Source organism: Sporomusa acidovorans, from assembly GCF_900101845.1.
In the GTDB taxonomy this organism is placed as follows: domain Bacteria; phylum Bacillota; class Negativicutes; order Sporomusales; family Sporomusaceae; genus Sporomusa; species Sporomusa acidovorans.
Genome location: NZ_FNAM01000005.1, coordinates 1 through 20,521, shown reverse-complemented (window position 1 = coordinate 20,521; position 20,521 = coordinate 1). Strand labels below are relative to the sequence as shown.

The window sequence follows — 20,521 nt, the reverse complement described above, 5'->3', positions numbered from 1 at the left end:
CCTACAGTACGCCTTCTTTGGCAAGGCTTGCTACAAGACCAGCTACTTTTTCAGCCGGAGTTCCATCCTTATAGGTTACGTTTTTACGGCTCATAACAAAACCCTTTATTTCTTTTACCTTATTGACAGGGCTGATCTCTGCGGCACCTAAACCCAAATCACCGATTTTCCATTCGACTACCGGTCGTTTAGCTGCACCGAGAACCTGTTTTAAGCTTGGAATCCTTGGCTTATTAATTTCTGGCAAAACAGTAACTACTACAGGAAATTCAGCAGTAACCACTTCGGTGCAGTCACCGATTTTCCGCGTTGCAACCACCTTGTTGTCTTCGACCTTCATTTCAGAAACAAAGGTGATAGCCGGGATGGCCAACAGGGTTGCCAGTCTGGGGCCAACCTGCTGGCCATAACTGTCCGCCGAACCTTCCCCACACAGAATAAGGTCATAGTTTTCGATTTTACGCAAAGCAGCAGCAAGTACGTTGGCTGTTACAAATCCATCGGCAATTTGCGCCGCATTATCATTCACCCAAAACGCCCTTTCCGGTCCGCGCGAGAGGGCGTCTTTCAATGATTGTTTCGCCGAATTATCCCCAAATGTAAGGCAAGCCACTGAAGCACCGCATTTTTCGGCTTGCAATACTGCTTCTTCGATAGCATTTCGGTCATATTCGCTGATTTTTCGCTTTGCCCTACTGGTGTCAAGTGCCAGGGTTCCCGGATTAATCTTTATGTCTTGTTCATCTAAGACCCATTTATAACACGCAATGATGTTTGGCATACTACCGCTCCTTTTTAAAGACAGGGGCGGGGAAAACCCACCCCCTGTATCCTCTTACTTTGCAAATTGGCCGCAAAATGACGGTTTACGTTTTTCTACGAAGGCTGCCATGCCTTCTTTTTGATCTTCACTGGCAAAGCAAGTTCCGAAGATATAAGCCTCATATTGCATTGCATTAGCAATGTCCATCTCCATTCCACGATTGATAGCATCTTTAACCAAACTTACAGCAATTGAACTTTTCTTGAGAATGCGTTTAACAATACTGTGAGCTTCATCCAACAAAGCTTCCGGTGTCGTTACCTTTTGAACAAGTCCGATCCGTAACGCTTCTTGTGCATCAATAATGTCGGCTGTATAAATTAGGAATTTTGCCATACCTCTCCCAACCAACCTGGCCAGCCGCTGGGTCCCGCCAAAGCCGGGGATAATTCCCAGACCAACTTCCGGCTGACCGAATCTGGCATTTTCTGAAGCAATACGGATATCACAAGCCATCGCCAATTCACAGCCACCGCCTAGTGCAAAACCGTTTATTGCAGCAATAACCGGTTTAGGAAATTGCTCAATTTTAAGAAATACACTTTGGCCTTTTTCAGCAAATAGCTTAGCTTCGACGACATTCATATCCTTCATTTGGGTAATATCAGCGCCGGCAACAAACGATTTTTCACCAGCCCCTGTTAGGATAACAGCTTTCACAGTATCATTGCCGGCCACTTCGTCAAAGGCTGCCGACAAATCATTAAGGACAGTCGAATTCAACGCATTCAAGGCCTCAGGCCGGTTAAGGCTGACAACGGCAATGCCGGCTGCTTCTGTGATCAATAATGTACTGTATTCAGACATGGTGTATCCCACCTCATTTCATAATGTCAGCGGCCAATCCCATATGTTCATCTTTGAAAATTCTCTCATCCATTAGCTTAAGGTCAGAAGCTATTGTGACTTTTGCATCCACTTGGGCCAGTACGTCCCGTTCCAGGTCAACACCTGGTGCGATCTCGGTAAGAACCAGACCTTCCGGTTTTAATGTAAAAACCGCACGTTCTGTTATATATATTACAGTCTGCTTGATTGACCGTGAATATTTCCCACTGAAGGTTACCTGTTCGACTTTATCAACGAATTTTTTGGCTTTGCCCTCTTTTTCAATGATGAGCTTGCCGTCCCGCACCGCTGTCTTTAGACCACCCGCAGTCAAAGTACCACAGAATACTACTTTTTTAGCATTCTGAGAGATATTAATAAATCCGCCGCAGCCGACAACCTTTGGCCCAAATTTGCTGACGTTAAGATTCCCCTCGCTGTCAACCTGGGCAATCCCTAAGCAGGTAATATCAAGATTGCCACCATCATAAAAGTCAAACATATAAGCATGGTCAATCATAGCTTCAGCATTCATAGTAGCACCGAAACTAAGCCCGCCGGCCGGCACCCCGCCGAAGCCACCGGCTTCAACCGTCAGGGTCATGCAGTCGCCGATGCCTTCCTCGGCGGCGACGGCTGCAACTCCTTCCGGCACGCCAATACCCAGGTTGGCTTTGCAGTTCTGCATAAGCTCCATGGCTGCGCGTCGAGCTATAACCTTCCGTTCGTCCAGCGCCGGCAGGGCGATGGTACGTAACGGAACTCTAACTTCGCTAGTGTAAGCCGGATTGTAATACTCGCCAAATGTTTGGTTAAACTTGTCTTTATCACCAATAACCACATAGTCTACCAACAGTCCCGGCACCTTGACCATGCGAGGGTCCAGCGTCCCGGCGGCGGCAATATGCTCTACTTCAGCAATAACAATGCCACCTTTGGCTTTTGCCGCCCCCGCAATGGAGATAGCCTCACAATAAACAGCCTCCCGGCCCATTGCCAGGTTACCTTTTTCATCGGCAACACTAGCGCGAATAAGAGCAACATCTATAGGAAAAGCTTTATAAAACAAATACTCTTCGCCGTCAATCTCCATTACCTTAACAATCTCTTCCGCTGTGCGGTCATTTAGCTTGCCACCCTCAATCCGTGGATCGACGAAGGTTCCCAAACCGACTTTGGTTAAAACGCCAGGCTTGCCCCCCGCCGCAGCCCGATACATATGAGCAACTGTACCTTGCGGCAGGTTATAGGCCTCGACTAGGTTGTCACTAATCAATTTCCCCAATCTAGGTGCCAAGCCAAAATGGCCGCCAATAATGCGTTTAGTCATACCTTTATTACCAAAGTGGTTGGAACCGCGATCTTTGCTATCGCCAATTCCAGCACTAAACTGAATGGTTAGATTGCAGGGATGTCCGTTTGCTAAAAAGTTTTCTTCACAAGCGGCAGTGATGGTTTCAGGATGATTATTACCAACAAAACCCGCGATACCAATAAATGCGCCGTCATTGATTAAGCTAACGGCCTCTTCCTTGGAAATGACCTTCATGATTTACCCCCTCGATCCACACGTTCTGGGCGGATTAGCTTTGTATAAAGGCGTTTATTACCTTACCGCAACAAACTGCCAGACACTACCATCCGCTGAACTTCATTTGTTCCTTCATAAATAGTGCATATCTTTGCATCACGATAGAGCCGCTCCACTTTAAAGTTTTTAATATAGCCATAGCCGCCATGAATTTGAATTGCCTTGCCGCAAATCCAATCAGCCGCTTCTGAAGCAAACATTTTAGCCATACCGGCTTCTTTACTAAATATCTTACCTTCGTCTTTGGCGGCAGCTGCCTGATAGGTTAGCAACCGGGCTGCTTGCAATTTAGTCTCCATTTCGGCCAACATCCACTGAATCGCCTGCTTCGTCGCAATCGGTTTGCCAAACTGAACCCGCTCTTTCGCAAATTTAATTGCCTCATCCAATGCGGCTTGAGCAATGCCCAGCGCTTGAGCCGCTACCCCAACACGTCCGCCATCAAGTGTCTGCATGGCAATTCCAAACCCTTTGCCTTCTTTGCCGATAAGGTTGGTTTGGGGAATGCGGCAATTCTTGAAAACCAATTCTGTCGTTTGCGAACCGCGAATCCCCATTTTATCTTCATGTTTGCCAATTTCGAAGCCTGGCAGATTTGCATCCACAACAAAAGCACTTAATCCTTTTACCCCTTGCGCCGGATCAGTCAACGCAAAAACAATATAAACATCTGCTACCCCACCGTTAGTAATAAAACATTTGGTACCATTTAATATATAGGAATCAGCGTCGGCCTTCGCAGTACAAGTTCCGGCTGCGGCATCGGTACCGGCTCCCGGCTCTGTAAGAGCAAACGCCCCAAGCTTTTCTCCTTTGCATAAAGGCACAAGATATTTCTGCTTAAGTTCTTCAGAACCCCATTTAAAAATCGGCCAAGCGGCCAACGAACAATGAGCTGAATAAATAATCCCCGTGGAAGCACAAGAGCGTGATATTTCCTCTACAACCAGAATGTAGCTGAGATAATCGGCACCGGCTCCGCCATACTCCGGTGGGTAAGGCATGCCCATAAAATCCAGTTCGGCCATTTTTTTGATAACTTCAGCCGGATATCGTCCTGTTTTATCAAGTTCGGCCGCAATTGGCTCAACATTCTCCAGGGCGAACTCGCGGGCATTTTGTTTAATAAGTTGTTGCTCCTCCGTCAAATTGAAATTCATGGTAATATCCTCCTGTTTTGTTATTATTTTTCACCAAAATTGTTATGCTTTGGGCGGCATGACAATTGCTTCTCCATCCAAAACAATTTTACCGTTTTGATTTGTACACGTAGTTTTTAAAGTAATCCGGTTTTTTTCCACATTACGGTCGATAATTTCCGCCCGTGCGGTGATTGTGTCGCCAAACCTTACCGGTGCAGTAAACTTTAATGTTTGAGACAGATAGACAGTTCCCGGACCAGGCAACTGCATGCCCAAGACAGCCGATACTAAACCGGCACTCAGCATGCCATGAGCTATTCTTTCCTTGAATATTCCTTCAGCAGCAACTTGCGCGTTTACATGAGCCGGATTCAAATCACCTGTAATACCGGCAAACAGATACACATCACTTTCAGAAATTGTTTTCGCATGCTCTGCAAAGTCGCCTACGTTAAGTGTAGAAATCGTTCTTCCTTGCATTACAACCCCCCCAGCCTGACTTCAATTTTTACTATTTCCTGTCCAATATTTCTGGTTAGTTTATGTTTTTAAAACTAGCGCTTTGATTACTTATTTTTTCCTCTTGATATACCATCGGCCATTTATCAAAAAACGTATTACAGTATAGCAAGGCCATCAAAAATACAAACTGCCCTGCAACAGGTCCCATAACAGGAAATCCCATACCTAAATTATTTCCGGCAAAAGGTAAAGACTTATAAGCAATCAACCAAAATAGTCCCCAGACAAAACCACCGGCAAACCAAATAATATAACGCATGATTACCCGTTGTGCCGTGTTTTTTACCAAGTTGGCACCCGGATAGTCGGAAAACAGGTGATGCCACGACAATAACCAGACGATGGATGCCAATTCTACAATTGTTGCAACTAAATCCAAAGGAGCTCCTGGCATAAGATTCAGTGGTGCCAACAACAATTTATACAGCGGCGGAAGTACAAAACCACCGGCTAAAGCCAGTATTGTTCCGACAATTCCCATCCAGGGCTGTTTACTGGCAAAAAGTTTCGTAGGATACATTTCCCCACCTTCCGCCGGCATTAAGAATACCAAAATAAACGCTTGCGCGAAGGCAAGAAATGCCGGCCAAGTGCCGAAAGGCGGCGAAACAATTGCCTGACCACCAATTTCAAGTTTCATAAAACTTGGGAAAAATAGTGCAACCCAGATAATAGTGCAGAAAAACATACTGGTCATAAATGCCCCAAATGCCTCTAGCGACTGCTGAACCTTACCTGCAAACGGCCATTTATGAAAAGCGGCGACATAAAGAATTTGAACCATAATAGATGCTAATGCAAAAAAGTTGCCGACTTCCCATCCTTCAATGGCTAAGTGAAGTTCGTGATTATTAGCAGGTGTAAGCATCACAGCAAGATTAAACGGCTGCCACCAAATACCAACAAACGATACTATTACAAGAAAGCCGATAATTCCAGCGGCAAAACTTATAAGCGTATACCATAAACCCGCCCATGGCTGTTTTTTTGTTAGCCAATACTTTCCATAGTTACCGCAAACTAACGTTTGCCAAATCCAAGCAGTAATAATGCACCAGAAAAACGTGCCTTCAGTAACAACCCCGATATACTTTGCGGCAATCTCGGTATCGGCACTTGCTAAGGCTGTCCCTGCCAAATTAACTGCCAACATCTTAGAAAGGGTACCCCACACAGGCCAATACAGAAAAGAAAATAGAAAACACAAACCAAAAAGTACGCCACCTATGACTAAAGGATTTTGGGATCGTTGCTTTGTCACCAATTCATTCATAATATCCCTCCATCGTTATCTGTTTTCTTTTAAAATATGGTCCGCGTCTAAGAGGACACGGACCATAAAAAAGTCCCGGAACTTTTACAGCTGATAATGAGTAACCGTAGGTGCAACATAAAATTCCGCTTCCGTACAGCTACGCAACTCGTCTACTGTAACCCCCTCGGCAAGCTCGGTTAGCATAAGGCCTTGCGGCGTAACCTCAAAAACACATTTTTCCGTAATAATCTTAGATACACAACCTTTACCGGTAAGCGGCAGTTGACATTTTTTCAAAATTTTAGGATTGCCCTTAACTGTATGAATTAATGTGGCAATAACTTTTTTAGCACCTGAAACCAAATCCATAGCCCCGCCCATCCCAGGACTCCATTTGCCTGGTGCTACAGGAGTTGCCCAGTTGGCAATATTTCCTTCCTGGTCAACTTCTAAAGCACCCAAAATTGTGGTATTAACATGTCCACCGCGAATGATGCAAAAGGAAGTGGCTAAATCAAAACAAGCTGAACCAGGAATCATGGTAATTGGAAGGCCGCCAGCATTGCCGATATCCGGATCATCAGCCCCAAGTTTAGGAGCACCTCCAAAAACCAGGGCGCCATTTTCAGCTTCCAATAATACTTCTACCCCTTCGGGAACATAATTGGCTACAGCATTGGGAATACCAAATCCGAGATTAACTATTTCGCCGTTCGACAGCTCTTTCGCAGCCCGGCGGGCAATCATTTCTTTAGGATCCATATTCATTTACCTCCTTAAGCTAACATAATCTACAGACGACCATTATTTTATTTGTCCAGAATGAGTCCACAGTTCGCGGTAAGTAGCTACATGCTCACCAAAGTTCTTGCCTTGAACGATAGCATTAACAAATACCGCCGGTGTTCCCACTCTTTGTGGATCAATTTGACCAACTTCAACAATTTCGTTAACTTCGGCAACAGTATAATCTGCAGCCATAGCAACCGTGGGATTTGTATTGAGTCCGGCGTAACGGTATTCTATATTACCCAGTTTGTCTGCTCGATAACCTTTAATAAAGGCAATATCCGCATGCAGGGGTTTTTCCAGAATATATTCCTGGCCATCAACGGTAACTTTATCTTTGCCTGCTTCCACCATTGTACCAAGTCCGGTTCTGGTAAGTACTCCGCCCAATCCGGCCCCACCAGCTCTAACTTTCTCAATCCAACTTCCCATAGGGTAAAACTCAACATCCAAATCACCGGTTTTCATTGCTTTGACGGCCTCAGGAGATGTTCCAACGTGAGCGCAGATAAACTTCTTAATTTGCTTATTGGCAAATAAGGGAGCTAAGTCAAAGTTCCCTCCTGGTTGGGTTGCAACAACCGCCATAACGGTAAGATCTTTAACCCCCTTTTTGACCAGTTTGTCAATGCAGGTAATCGCAGTGCCTACACCACAAAATCCACCAAATAAGATGGTCATACCGTCGGTGACTCTGTCCATGACTTGATCTAACCCCACTACTTTGTCCATTAACCGATACACTCCTTTCAACATTTTATTGAAACTGGCTAATTAAAGTTATCTACCTTTGTTAGCACCTCCCCAGTTATACTTTTGTACTTTGTTCATTTACACGTCCTGCTTACTATGCATTTAACATGCCAACTTCGGAAACCGCGAATATTCTGGCTTTTCTTGTTTAAACGCAATAAAAAAAGTGTCGGCATCGACACTTTTCATCTACACTTTAACACTTTTCTCATTTTTTTGAAAATACTATTAATAGGTGACTACTCCTGCAAATTATACTTTTTTATTTTTTGATACAAAGTCGCCCTGTGGATGCCAAGTATTTTGGCCGCTAACGCCTTGTTACCTTTTACTTCTTTTAAGACATTAATTATACACTTTTTTTCATCTTCCGTATCCATCTGGACAGCTTCAGGCCTATGGTTTTTTTTTATCGATGGATTTTTCACCACTGCCGGTAAATGTTTCGGCAAAATCAACGGCGCCATAACAGTAGCCCCGACTTGCTCGATCACGTTAATTAATTCGCGGATATTTCCCGGCCAAGGATATGCCCGTAATAAGGCTAATGCTTCCGGAGAAAAATTTTTTAAAGGAATGCCTAACTTATGACATACCCCGGGAACAAGATAATCAACAATTTCGCCAATATCCTCTTTCCGTTCACGCAGCGGCGGTACCTCCAAGCAAATAACATTTAAGCGATAGTACAAATCATCCCGGAAGGTTCCCTGCTCCACCATATCTTCAAGCTGCTTATTCGTTGCCGCAATAATTCGCACATCGCAAGTTTGTCCCTTTTCGCCGCCGATATGTTCTACCGTTTTATCCTGCATGACGCGCAGAAGCTTGGCCTGCATGGGTAAGGGCATATCACCAATTTCATCCAGAAACAGCGTACCACCATTTGCCAATTCAAATTTTCCCTTTTTACCACCTTTTTTAGCTCCGGTAAAAGCACCTTCGTCGTAACCGAACAACTCAGCTTCCAGCAACTCTGTCGGTATGGCCGCACAATTAATCGACACTAAGGGCTTATTTCCTCTCCTGCTGGCATTATGAACAGCTTGGGCAAACAATTCTTTGCCTGTGCCACTTTCTCCAACAATTAAAACTGTACTGTCGGTCGCAGCAGCTCGTAACGCTAAGTTTTTAACGTGTACGATTGAGCGCGACCGGCCAATTATATTTTCAAATGTAGTTTTCATTACAATCCGGCCTTGAGTAACTTCCTGCGGCTGCTCCGTGCAGGAAAATATTTTATCACGCTGTAAGATGGCATCAACTTCGCTTATATCTTTAAATACAGCCTCACCAATTGCCCCAATGATTTGTCCGTCACGAAACATCGGCACCCTGTTTACAACAACCTTACGTCCCTTGACGCTCTGTAGTTCCGCCAATTCCGGCACACCAGTCTTCAGTACAATATGCATCCGAGAATTTTCAATCATATCCTTAATAGATTGTCCTAACAGTTCTTCACGGGGAACCCCCATAATATCTTCATAGGAATGATTGACAAGTTGAATTATATTATTATTGTCAACGACAATGATTCCTTGTTTCAGGCTTTCAAAAACGCATTCCAGGGCTTCCAGTTTTTGCTGAGTTGCAGCCAGCTGTTGTGTGGTATCAATACATTGCGATGTATCCTGAATAATCGCTAAAGCGCCTACCACTTTGGAATCCTCATAAATCGGCGTACGATTAACAATTACCTTACGGCCGTCAAGCTCCATCAGACATTTTATATCACTTTCACCGGTTTGTAACACTTTCATTAGACCCGTATTCGGAATAATATCATAAATAAATTTTCCACAGGCTTGCTCGGGCGGCTTACCAACAATCCGCCCGGCTACGTCATTAAAAACTTCGATAATTCCATACGTATTAATTATGATAATTCCATTCTGCGCAGAGCGAACCAGCGCCTGAACTTCATCATTGGTCCGACGCATTTTTGCATAGAAGATATCCATGAAATCTTGCCGACTCACGATGCCGACCAGCTTATTGTACCTATTTACTACAGGCAATAAACTTACCGGGATCTGCCAAGCCTCATCAATTGTACATTCTGGATGAACGGTAATAACGCCTTGTGTCATTTTAACTGAAACCGGCTGTGATAATGATACTCGATTAATGGTAGCTTCGATAATATGGTTTTTTGTAATTAAACCGCAAACTTCATGTTTATCATTAATAATCGGCGCCCCGCTAATCTTGTACTTATAGAATAAAAAAGCAGCATCACTTAAAGTGTTTGTCGGCTTAAGTGTTTTAGGATTTGGTGTCATAAAATCACGTACCAACACAAAGACCACTCCACTTCATGCCATCAATTTTCAAAAATTGCTTTCCATTATAAGTAGTTATTTTCTATTAATTCGAACTATTTCGTCAAGAATCCCTAAAATTCCTTTTAAATTGCACTTTAATCTCAAATAATTGTGTCAATTTATAAAATTATTAGTAAAAATCATGTCTAATCATGTAAAATATCCCAGAATCTAAGTAAACACCATGTCCGGATGAAAATCTTTACTGGATTTCATATAGTAAGAAAAAAATAACCCAAAGCCTATTTTCATCTTGGGTCATCTTTCTTATTTATCAGCTGCTTTTTTCGGCGATAATGAAGCGTACGTGCTGCTTACTATGCATTTTACATGCCAACCTCCGAAACCGGGTATAATCTGCTGTTTTCGTCCAAACTCAAATAAAAAAAGTGTCGTTATCGACACTTTTTATCTACACTTCAACACTTTTCTCTTTCTTCCATAATACGCTTAATTTAATAGCATGAACGACTTCATGAATAAAAGTTTAAATTATCACACCACAGTTTCTATTCATCAATCATAGAAACTCACGAAATACCTTATGCTACTGGAATCACTTCAGTGAACTACCACGGGCACAAGGCCCGTGGCTTCCGGGGTAACTCCAGGGCTTCTGCTAAAGCAGTAGCTTCTCATCGCTCCCCGGCTAACCGTCGGCGAGTTTACGCCTGACGACAGCATTCTTTAATTCCTTTGCTTCCCTTCAAACTGTTAAGGGGGTTGTCTCGTTGAGACAACCCCCTTATTTAGCTGATTTCTTGCCGTTACATATAGCCGAACGCCGGCAGCCAGGCAAACGGAGACCTGCTAGTCCGGAGCGGGAATATACTCCAGGCCAATATAGCCCTGATAGCCGCTGTCCTCGATCTCCTTCACCAAAAACGGGTAATTGATTTCCCCCGCTCAGCAACCTCATCCATACGTTACGGTTAATAACGGGCCGTGACCATTTTCTTGCGCGTGTAAAATTCCACACCGTCGCGGCCGTTGACATGCAAATCCCCAAAAAAGGACTTTTTATAACCCGAGAACGGGAAGAAGGCCATCGGCGCCGGAACCCCCAGATTGATGCCCAGCATACCGGCATCAATTTCTTCACGGAATTGGCGGATCGCCCCCGGGCTGTTGGTAAATAAGCAAGCCCCGTTGGCGAACTCGGACTGATTGGTGATATGGATGGCTGCGGCCAGGTCGCTCGCACGCACGACCGACAGAACGGGAGCGAAGATTTCATCGGTCCAGATCTTCATCCCCGGCTGTACATGGTCAAAGATGGTAGGCCCCAGGAAATATCCCGGACCGGCCGCAGCGGGAGCGTTCCGGCCGTCGAGAACCAGCTCGGCACCCTCCTTCACCCCGGTTTCTATATAAGCAACCGTCTTATTCTTATGGGCCTGGCGAATCACCGGCCCTAAAAACACGCCTTCCTCCAGGCCGTTGCCGATGGTCAATTGTTTCGCCGCCCCGACAAGACGCCGGACCAGTTCATCCGCGACCGCGCCCACGGCGACGACCACCGAGCAAGCCATGCACCGTTCCCCGGCCGAACCGAAAGCGGCATTTATAATGTTTTTCACCGCTGCATCCAGCTCGGCATCCGGCAGAACAATGGAATGGTTTTTCGCCCCGGCCAGCGCCTGCACCCGTTTGCCGTTGGCCGCCGCCCGGGTATAAATGTAGTCGGCTACCGGTTTGGACCCCACAAAGGAAATTGCGGCAACATCGGGATGATCCAGCAACCCGTTGACGACATCGTGCGTGCCGTGCACTACATTTAACACTCCGTCGGGAATACCGGCTTCCCGGGCCAGTTCCGCTAAGCGGTTCGATAACAGCGGCGTGCGCTCCGATGGTTTTAAGATAAAAGTGTTGCCGCAGGCAATGGCCAGAGGAAACATCCAGCATGGCACCATCATCGGAAAATTAAACGGTGTGATGCCGCCGACGACGCCAAGCGGATACCGGTACATCCCCGATTCGACGCCGGTGGCAATATCGGGCAGCTGCGTCCCTGCCATAAGAGTTGGCGCACCGCAGGCAAATTCCACACACTCGATGCCCCGCTGCACCTCGCCGCGGGCCTCCGCGAAATTTTTTCCGTTTTCCAGCGTGATTATCCGCGCCAACTCGTCCCAATGCTGAACGAGCAACTGCTGGTAGACAAAGAGCAGGCGCGCCCGTCGCGGCACCGGCACCCGCCGCCACATCTCATACGCAGCGCGGGCCGCCACCACCGCCCGCTCCACATCCTCGCGCGCTGATAAAGGCACATAAGCCAAAATTTCGCCGGTTGCGGGATTGGGAACAGTCTCGCGCCGTTCGGTACTTGCCTCTACCCACTGACCGCCAATAAAGTTTTTTATCATTTGTACATTCGTATTTTTCATCAACTAACCCTCCATGTATCAACTTGTCTGTGTCTGGCCGGCCGTTTCCGCCTGAGGCTGGTCCAGTTCCATCCTCTTGATGGTCCCGACAATAAGCAGATAGCTTAAAATCGCACCTAACGCATTAGCCCCCACAAACACCAGCGCCCCGTTAAACGATCCCGTTTCCCGGATAATATAACCGATCAGGATCGGCGTGGTAATTCCCGCCGTGTTGCCGAACGTGTTAAACAAGCCGCCGCTGAGTCCTACAATCTCCTTGGGAGACGTATCCGCAACCACCGCCCAGCCCAAAGCGCCCAGGCCCTTGCCGAAAAAGGCCAGCGCCATGATGCCGACAACCACCCAGACAATATCAATATAGTTGCAGGCAATCATGCTGGTGGACAGCAGCATGCCAAGCACAATCGGCGTCTTGCGCGCAACCGTCAGAGTATGCCCCCGCTTCAGCAGGAAATCGGAAAACACACCGCCCAATATGCCGCCCAAAAATCCGCACAGCGCCGGCAGCATAGCCACAAAGCCCACTTTGAGAATCGACATGCCGCGGGACTGGACCAGATAGATGGGAAACCAGGTCAGAAAAAAATAGGTGAGCGTCGTGATGCAATATTGGCCGATATACACCCCGAGCAGCATCCGGTTTCCCAGCAGCTTCTTGATGCACCACCAGGTAGACCCGCCTGCGCACTTCTTGCTGCCTTTCCCGGCCTCATCCATATGCACCAGTGCGCCGCCCTGCGCGATATACGCAAGCTCGGCCTGATTGACGCGCGGATGTTCCCGGGGACTGTGAATCACTTTTAATAGCACGAAAACCAGCGCAATCCCAATGGAACCCATCACCACAAAAACATGCTGCCAGCCGAACCGGTACACAATCCAGCCCATAATGGGCGCAAACAGCACCGTTGCAAAATACTGGGCCGAATTGAAAATCGCCGCCGCCGTTCCCCTCTCCCGGGTGGGAAACCACGAAGCCACAATCCGGCTGTTGGCCGGAAGCGACGGCGACTCGGACAAGCCGACAAGAAACCGCAGGGAAAATAAGGCGATAACCGCCGCAAAGCCGCTGAAAATCTCCACATATCCCTGCAGCAATGTAAAGAAAGACCACAGGAACAGACTGCCCGCATATACCTTCTTGGAACCAAAGCGGTCCAGCAGCCAGCCGCCGGGAAGCTGCCCCACCACATACGCCCAGGCAAAGGCAGAAAATATATACCCCATGCCGACCGGGTCCAGTTTCAGATCTTTTGACAAAGCCGGCCCCGCAATCGAGAGCGCAGCCCTGTCGGCAAAATTAACGGTTGTTAAAAAAAACAGCATCCCGAGAATCACCCAGCGAATGCGGCTTCGCTTACCCGTTCCCGCCGCAGCACAGTTCACATCCATCATCCTTCACTCCTCTACATCCAATAAAACCCTTGTTCCGCAATCAGACAGACCGGGCCAAGCCCAACTGTTCCAGTATCTTGCGCAGTTGCGTCAGATTGGCTTCCGAACAATGCTCGACCGGCCTGATCGGGTCGCCGGCCGGAACACCGATGAGGTTCAAGGCATCCTTAGTCACCACCGGAAAACTGCCCAGACTAAAGGCCAGCCGCAGCGGGGCCAGCCGGAACTGCGCGGCGCGGGCGCCTTCAAGATCCCCGGCCATAAACTTTTCATAGATCTCCACCACCAGCTTCGGCGCCACATTGGCCGTCGCCGCGACCGTGCCGTATCCGCCATAGGCCAGCGTAGCAAAAATCAGCATATCGCGGCCGGCGATCACCCGGAACGCCTTTCCCTGAGTGCGGCGGATCATCTCAGCGGTCAGCGTCATATCGCCGCTGCTGTCCTTAACGCCGATAATATTGTCGATATCGGCCAGCTTCGCCACTACGTCGGCGGACAAATTGACTCCCGTTTTATCGGGATTATTGTAGAGCAGCACCGGCAGGCCGGTAGACTTGGCAATGGTTTCATAATGCCGGTATAACTCCGCTTTCGTCGGCTGAATGAACATGGGCGTCAATACCGACACAGCGGCCGCGCCCAGGTTCTCCGCCATGCGGGTGAGTTTGACGCATTCCCGTGTGGTGATGGCGCTGGCCCCGACATACACAGGAACCCGTCCCCGCACTTGATCGACGGTGATCTCGACCACCCGTTGCTGATTGTCAAAATCCAGCCCGTAAAACTCGCCCGTACTGCCGAGGACAAAAACGCCGTGCACGCCTCCGGCCAGCACATACTCAATGAGATTGCGCAGTTGCGTTTCCACTACGTTTTCCTGACCGTCCACAGGCGTCACCAGCGGCGGAATCACGCCGCGCAATTGTTGAATGTCCATCCTATTCGTCCCCTCCTTTAAAAATTAGTGAGCGCCGCCCCTGTCGACACATCGCCGACCAGTTTCACATACCGCCGCAAAGCCGGGCTTTTGTTCTCCCGCTGTACAATGGGCATTTCCTGTTTCCGCTTGGCCAGTTCCTCCTCGCTGACGAGCAGTTCGAGCGTCCGGTTGGGAATGTCGATTTGGATGCGGTCGCCTTCTTTCACATACGCAATCGGCCCTCCGTCCGCCGCCTCCGGCGCGACATGGCCGATGCTCGGCCCGCGCGTGCCGCCGGAAAATCGCCCGTCCGTCACAATGGCCGTCGAGGTTCCCAGCCCGACACCGACCAGTGCCGCCGTAACCACCAGCATTTCCGGCATGCCCGGCCCGCCTTTCGGCCCTTCGTAGCGGATGACGATGACATCGCCCTTGTTGATCTGACCGCTATAGATCGCCTGTTCGGCCGCCGCTTCCGAATCAAAAATGCGCGCCGGTCCGGTATGCTGCATCATGGCCGGATCAACCCCCGTCTGCTTGACAATGCAGCCGAGCGGCGCCAGATTGCCCCGCAATACCGCATAGCTGCCCTCGGTATGGACAGGGTTGCCCAGCGGCCGGATAACCTCCTGATTGTGATTGACAGCCTGCGCCGCAATGTCGGCCATTGTCTGTCCCGTCGCGATTTTTTCATTCTTGTGCAAAAGGGTGATCAGTTCTTTGATGAGGGCAGGCACCCCGCCCGCTGTCTCCAGATCCCAGAAGGAATGCGGTCCGGCCGGTTTCAAGTTGGTCAAATGGGGCGTTTTGCGGCTGATCCGCTCCACGTCGTCCAGGGTGACTGTGAACCCCATCTCGCCGGCAATCGCCGGGATATGGAGCGAGGCATTACTCGACCCTCCCAGCGCGGAGGTAAAGATAAGTGCGTTTTCAAAACTATTGTAGGTAACAAAGTCACTGGGCCGGACGTTTTCCCGCACCAGGCGGACCACCTCGCGTCCGCTCTGCTTAGCAATGCGCAATTTCTTCGACTCCACGGCGTGCGACGTGCCGCACCCCGGCAGACTCAATCCCAGGACTTCCGCCAGACACGACATGGTATTGGCCGTGCCCGCCATCGCGCAGGAACCGGGACCGGGGCAGACACTGCACTCCAGCTCGTACACCTCGGCGTCACTGTACTCACCTACCACCCATTTGCCCACACCTTCCCGCATGTCGGGAATGGCGACCGGCTTGCCTTTGAAAACGCCGGGCATCATCGGTCCGCCGGTGACCATAAGCGACGGCAGATCCAGCCGGACCTGTGCCATCAGCATGGCGGGGACAATCTTGTCGCACGAACCGATTAGCACCAGCCCGTCCAACTGCTGGGCCTCGGCGGTCAACTCAATACTGTCGGCGATCAAATCGCGGCTGGGCAGGACGTAGCGCATGCCGACATGCCCCTGCGTCACCCCGTCGCAAATCCCAATCGTATTAAACTCCCAGGGAACCCCGCCTGCTTCCAGAATCCCCCGCTTTACCTCGTCGGCAAGCCTCCTTAAGTGAATATGACCGGGATGCATTTCATTCCATGAATTCACGATGCCGATAAACGGTTTTTCAAAATCATCATCCAGCAGCCCCAGCGACCGCAAATGCGCCCGCTGCCCGGCCCGGTTCGGTCCGGATACGACGATCCTGCTGCGGAACTGTTTATGTACCGGGAAATACTCTCTCTTCCCCATGTCCTTTGCCTCCTCATATTCATTCAGTCAGAAAATCAGGAGATTATATCAACTCATTGCAAATCTCCATTTGGGTTTACGTTTTTTGGCAGATACGGTATAATAAAGTTGCTAAAACGCCACCAGGGCGCACTAAACCAGAGCAGCATGTTGCTTGGCGGCGATGTATGCTGCTTGTCTGCGTCTCACCTCACTTTTTTGAGTTTTTGGACAATCGTGTTTGTGATCAGCTCCTTTCTTAGCTAAGGCAGTACCATTATGCCTTCATCCAGACATGGATTGATCTTATAATGGAACCGCTCTTGCTATATTGATGTATGTATTACAAAAGCGAAATCATATGGAGAACTAAAAAAGCTCCCCGTTTCCGCTTGGTAATCCCATAAATGATCTTCCTCTTCTTCCTTTTCTTCGGTTACAGCACGAAGTACGCGCTGGTCAACACCAAACATGTCTTCCAGTGCGTCCCAAATTTCTGTTGAAGCACCACGGCGGCCTAGCTCGATATTGTTATAGCCTTGCTTAGATAATCCTAATTTTCGAGCAATCTGTTCCTGCGTAAATCCATGCTTCGTGCGTTCTAAATACAACCGCCACCGTTTCATTTAACCACCTCATTGTCAACTACGAATTATCGGATAGATAGATTTGATAAGGTGAATTTAATTTGATTCGTCCACAATAAGAAGACTTGTTTAATATTATTTTAGTCCACATTTTGAAGACAGTCAAGGGGGATCTTTATGTTTAGACAAAAAATTTTTTGTGAACGTTTAAAAGCGCTAAGACTGTCTCAAAATCTTACTCTTGAACAACTAGCTAACGAATTGGATTTAGTTAAACAAACTATAGGTAATTGGGAAAAGGGCATTCGTATTCCTAGCCTAGAAACCAGCATTGCTCTCGCTGAATATTTCAATGTGTCGTTAGATTATTTAGTTGGCTTATCTGATGAGCCGAAAAGAAGATAAGTTAGTTCTGACTCAGAGAGTTAATCGTTCTTTTAAAGTGCATATTTTTTCGATTTATTTTGGGTAATCTTTTTTAAAATCAAAATAAAAGGGGCGTGTCGCTTTGCGACACGCCCTCTTGGGTAAGTTAAGAAGGAAAAGCCTGATAGGGAAAATGAAAAGAAGAAGCCGCAGCCGGTTTATGGGCACAACGAAACAGAGGGAGCCTCTTCCCTCTATCCCTCTCTACCTGGATGGAGCGGTTTATACGTAACAGGACACCTTCCTCACGGATGCGCGCTTGCATTTCCTGCCGCTGCCTGAGAAAAGTTTTGGATACATACAGGTTCTTGCTCCGTTTCTATTTGCATTACACAATGTTTAAATTACTACTTACATTGTCTGTAATCAAACCAATCATCACTATCATTTACATTCCACAATGTTCAAATTACTACGGCATTTTAATGTTTTTGAATATTCTTGTGCGGTGAAACCGCAGTTCCGGAAAAACGGAAACCGAGTGTCCGGAACTGGGAAACCGCTTTGTGCGAGTTTATTCGCTTTGTGACTTATCCAGTCCATATATCTCACGCATAGATACATCCTTTGCAGGATCAATGCTTTCAATGTTGATTCTGTAGGCATCATGCGCAATACGATCCAGAATGGCATCAGCCAGAGGGCTGGCATCACCGCCAAGCTGCTCATACCATCCATCAGGACGGTACTGAGAGCAGAAGATTGTAGAGGATTTCCTGCGTCTTCTATGAAGCAATTCAAAGATATCCTTTTGCTCATTCTCCGATGGTTTTAGCAGAAGCCATTCATCAATAATAAGTAGAACCGGGTTCGCATACTTTGCCATGACCTTTTTGTAGGTACCCTCATCCCTGGCCATCTCAAGATCAATGAGCAGATCAGGGAGACGCACATACTTGGTATTAAGATACTGCTTGCAGGCTTCCATTCCAAAGGCACAAGCCATGTAGCTCTTCCCACTGCCTGTTGCGCCGGTAATGAATAAATTCCGGTGTTCCGAGATATATTCGCAAGTTGACAATCTCTGAATCAGCGACCTGTTCAGCTTGCGGCCTGAAGTATAGTTGATATCCATCATGCTTGCTTCAGGCTGGTCGAATTCAGCAAGCTTAATCAGTCTTTTAAGGCGGTTGCTCTTGCGGCTGCTGTATTCGATGTCCACTAGCATTCCTACACGATCATCGAAAGGAACTTCCTTCATCTTAGGATCATTAATCTGGTTGCGGAATGCATCTGCCATTGAGGTCAGACGCATTTCAATTAGCTTATCCATCGTACTCTGGTTTGTCATATGCGCTTACCTCCTGTAATAGCTGGCGCCACGGGTGATGCCATGCTGATTGCTGTTTGTGGATTCGGATCTTTTATCTTCCGATTCAGACTTGTAGCTACCGGTTGTGAGTATGTTTTTGATACTTTTGTAGCTGGGCGAGGCCGTGTAGCTTAAAGCTTTTGCACAGGACGCCTCCAATGTTTCTACAGAATACTTGTCCGTAAGCTTTAGAAGTCCCATACAGCTCCGGTAAGTCTGCTGTTCCACAAGTTTCGAGGTAAGGATTGCATCGACAGCCTTGTACGTATTGCTGCCAATCCGTTCTGCCCACTGGCGGAAACGGTTGCCGTTCCACTCCAGATATTTTTGGTGGTCTTCCGGCATATGCTCCACAATCGTATCATACTGCCCCGTACGACCGTGAAGACGTGGATGAGAAGCGATACGAGTATGGTTGTAAAAGATTTCTATTGTTTTGTCTGTTACCCTGACGTCGACTTTACGCTTTATGTACTCAAATGGAACAGAGTATAGCATTGCATCGACAGATATGTGATAATTGAACTGAACGGTGGCTTGCTTCCATTCCGCCAGTTCATATCGGGTAGCAGGCAGCGGTGCCAACAAGGGCATTTCTTCTCCAAGAAATACGCTGAGCCGGCTGCCCTCTTTCTTTTGAAAGGGGCGTGCATTAAACGCTTTCAGTTTTTCCCTGATTGCTATGTTCAGTTCGGTAAGGGAGAAAAACTGCTCATTTCTGAGTGCAGCGGTAATCCAGGTGGAGATATTCCCAACCGTTCCCTCTGCGTTTGGCTTATCCTTCGGAGTCCTGACACGGGCAGGGATAATAGCGGTTCCATAGTGTTCTGCCATCTCATGGTAAACAGCATTGACCTGCTGATTGTACCAGCCACTGTTATGTATCACGGCAGTTTTACAGTTGTCCGGCACCAGAATCTTAGCCACACCGTTGAAGAATTCATACATGTGAACATGGGCCGTAATCCATGCCCGCTGCTTCTCATTAATGAATGCTTCGACAAAGGCATACTGGCTGTAAGTCATTACACCGACAAAGAGGTAGGCATTAATGATCTCACCGGTATCCGGATCAGTGATTTGTGCCGGGTCGCCAGCCCAGTCGACCTCAACCTGTTCTCCAGGCTTACGGTTGATATGCATGGTAGCACGGCGTTTCTGCTCATCTTGTTGGATATAATAGCAGAATTGTGAATACATAAGGGGATCTTCGCCTGACTGGCGGCAGTCTTCCATGTATTCCGTCCACAGAAGTTTTTTGCTTACACCATTGCGGAGAAGCTCCTTGCGAATGTAGGCGAAGTCAGGCATCCGCTTTGTGGGTGTGTCTGAATGCTTGCCTTTTGACGGAAACAGAATCCCGGCAAGCACTTCATCTGGCATCAAGTGGCCAAGAGATATTATTCTCTTTTGCCTTTTTCAGGACGATGTTCACCGTCTTCTTAGAGACACTGCAACTGTATGCAATGTTCTGCTGACTGAATCCTAAGCTATGTAGCCTAAGGATTTCACGATACTTGGTCATATATCATGACCTCCTTATAATGTATTTACACCATCTGGTGCATGGTTACATTATAAGGAAGATATATTTAAACGGTTTCCAACACCGGAGGGTTGGTTTCTTTTAAACCGGAATGACGGTTTCCAGTGACCGGACAGGCGGGGTAATCAGCTCCGGATTATTCAGTTTTGCAATCTCATAACATATATAATTTACATTCCACAATGTTTAAATTACTACTTG

Annotated in this window: 18 protein-coding genes; 1 reads left to right on the top strand and 17 read right to left on the bottom strand. The window is 47.7% G+C overall.

The genetic code is table 11. The annotated features are described in order from the left end of the window. Window position 1 precedes the first annotated feature (1 nt). The 14 genes from BLR65_RS05490 to BLR65_RS05425 form a co-directional block, all read right to left on the bottom strand. On the bottom strand, window positions 2-781 hold the full coding sequence (locus BLR65_RS05490; protein ID WP_093793192.1) for an electron transfer flavoprotein subunit beta/FixA family protein: 780 nt from the start codon (window positions 779-781) through the stop codon (window positions 2-4). A gap of 54 nt (window positions 782-835) precedes the next feature. Further along, a complete protein-coding gene (locus BLR65_RS05485) occupies window positions 836-1,630 on the bottom strand; it encodes a short-chain-enoyl-CoA hydratase (RefSeq protein WP_093793191.1) in 795 nt (264 codons plus the stop codon). Between the two features lie 13 nt (window positions 1,631-1,643). Then, a complete protein-coding gene (locus BLR65_RS05480; RefSeq protein ID WP_281241495.1) occupies window positions 1,644-3,203 on the bottom strand; it encodes an acyl CoA:acetate/3-ketoacid CoA transferase in 1,560 nt (519 codons plus the stop codon). Window positions 3,204-3,262: 59 nt separating this feature from the next. Further along, window positions 3,263-4,402, bottom strand: a complete 1,140-nt coding sequence (locus BLR65_RS05475; protein WP_093793189.1) for an acyl-CoA dehydrogenase — start codon at window positions 4,400-4,402, stop codon at window positions 3,263-3,265. Between the two features lie 42 nt (window positions 4,403-4,444). After that, the gene (locus BLR65_RS05470) at window positions 4,445-4,864 is read right to left on the bottom strand and encodes a MaoC family dehydratase (protein ID WP_093793188.1); all 420 of its coding nucleotides are present in this window, start codon (window positions 4,862-4,864) and stop codon (window positions 4,445-4,447) included. Window positions 4,865-4,919: 55 nt separating this feature from the next. After that, the gene (locus BLR65_RS05465) at window positions 4,920-6,179 is read right to left on the bottom strand and encodes a hypothetical protein (protein WP_093793187.1); all 1,260 of its coding nucleotides are present in this window, start codon (window positions 6,177-6,179) and stop codon (window positions 4,920-4,922) included. 84 nt (window positions 6,180-6,263) lie between these two features. Further along, window positions 6,264-6,923: a 3-oxoacid CoA-transferase subunit B gene (locus tag BLR65_RS05460; protein ID WP_093793186.1), complete on the bottom strand. Its 660-nt coding sequence runs from the start codon at window positions 6,921-6,923 to the stop codon at window positions 6,264-6,266. A 42-nt stretch (window positions 6,924-6,965) separates the two neighbouring features. Further along, complete coding sequence (locus BLR65_RS05455; RefSeq protein ID WP_093793185.1) at window positions 6,966-7,682, bottom strand: CoA transferase subunit A; 717 nt, start codon at window positions 7,680-7,682, stop codon at window positions 6,966-6,968. Window positions 7,683-7,942: 260 nt separating this feature from the next. After that, window positions 7,943-10,006 (bottom strand): sigma 54-interacting transcriptional regulator, encoded by a 2,064-nt coding sequence (locus BLR65_RS05450; protein ID WP_093793184.1) that lies wholly within the window; start codon window positions 10,004-10,006, stop codon window positions 7,943-7,945. 956 nt (window positions 10,007-10,962) lie between these two features. Then, window positions 10,963-12,420: a CoA-acylating methylmalonate-semialdehyde dehydrogenase gene (locus tag BLR65_RS05445; protein ID WP_093793183.1), complete on the bottom strand. Its 1,458-nt coding sequence runs from the start codon at window positions 12,418-12,420 to the stop codon at window positions 10,963-10,965. A gap of 18 nt (window positions 12,421-12,438) precedes the next feature. After that, window positions 12,439-13,818, bottom strand: a complete 1,380-nt coding sequence (locus BLR65_RS05440; protein ID WP_169716995.1) for an MFS transporter — start codon at window positions 13,816-13,818, stop codon at window positions 12,439-12,441. A 40-nt stretch (window positions 13,819-13,858) separates the two neighbouring features. Beyond that, a complete protein-coding gene (gene dapA, locus BLR65_RS05435; protein WP_093793181.1) occupies window positions 13,859-14,758 on the bottom strand; it encodes a 4-hydroxy-tetrahydrodipicolinate synthase in 900 nt (299 codons plus the stop codon). 17 nt (window positions 14,759-14,775) lie between these two features. Continuing rightward, complete coding sequence (gene ilvD, locus BLR65_RS05430; RefSeq protein WP_093793180.1) at window positions 14,776-16,470, bottom strand: dihydroxy-acid dehydratase; 1,695 nt, start codon at window positions 16,468-16,470, stop codon at window positions 14,776-14,778. A gap of 305 nt (window positions 16,471-16,775) precedes the next feature. Next, complete coding sequence (locus tag BLR65_RS05425; RefSeq protein WP_093793179.1) at window positions 16,776-17,075, bottom strand: helix-turn-helix domain-containing protein; 300 nt, start codon at window positions 17,073-17,075, stop codon at window positions 16,776-16,778. 138 nt (window positions 17,076-17,213) lie between these two features. On the opposite strand from BLR65_RS05425, the gene BLR65_RS05420 reads away from it, so the two are divergent. Further along, window positions 17,214-17,441, top strand: a complete 228-nt coding sequence (locus tag BLR65_RS05420; protein WP_093793178.1) for a helix-turn-helix domain-containing protein — start codon at window positions 17,214-17,216, stop codon at window positions 17,439-17,441. A 535-nt stretch (window positions 17,442-17,976) separates the two neighbouring features. On the opposite strand, the gene BLR65_RS05415 is transcribed toward BLR65_RS05420, so the two are convergent. The 3 genes from BLR65_RS05415 to BLR65_RS30760 all read right to left on the bottom strand — a co-directional run bounded on the left by BLR65_RS05415 (window position 17,977) and on the right by BLR65_RS30760 (window position 20,299). Next, the gene (locus tag BLR65_RS05415) at window positions 17,977-18,753 is read right to left on the bottom strand and encodes an ATP-binding protein (protein ID WP_093793177.1); all 777 of its coding nucleotides are present in this window, start codon (window positions 18,751-18,753) and stop codon (window positions 17,977-17,979) included. 6 nt (window positions 18,754-18,759) lie between these two features. Next, complete coding sequence (istA, locus tag BLR65_RS05410) at window positions 18,760-20,085, bottom strand: IS21 family transposase (protein ID WP_245692477.1); 1,326 nt, start codon at window positions 20,083-20,085, stop codon at window positions 18,760-18,762. A gap of 61 nt (window positions 20,086-20,146) precedes the next feature. Then, the gene (locus tag BLR65_RS30760) at window positions 20,147-20,299 is read right to left on the bottom strand and encodes a LuxR C-terminal-related transcriptional regulator (RefSeq protein WP_245692475.1); all 153 of its coding nucleotides are present in this window, start codon (window positions 20,297-20,299) and stop codon (window positions 20,147-20,149) included. Window positions 20,300-20,521: the final 222 nt, after the last annotated feature.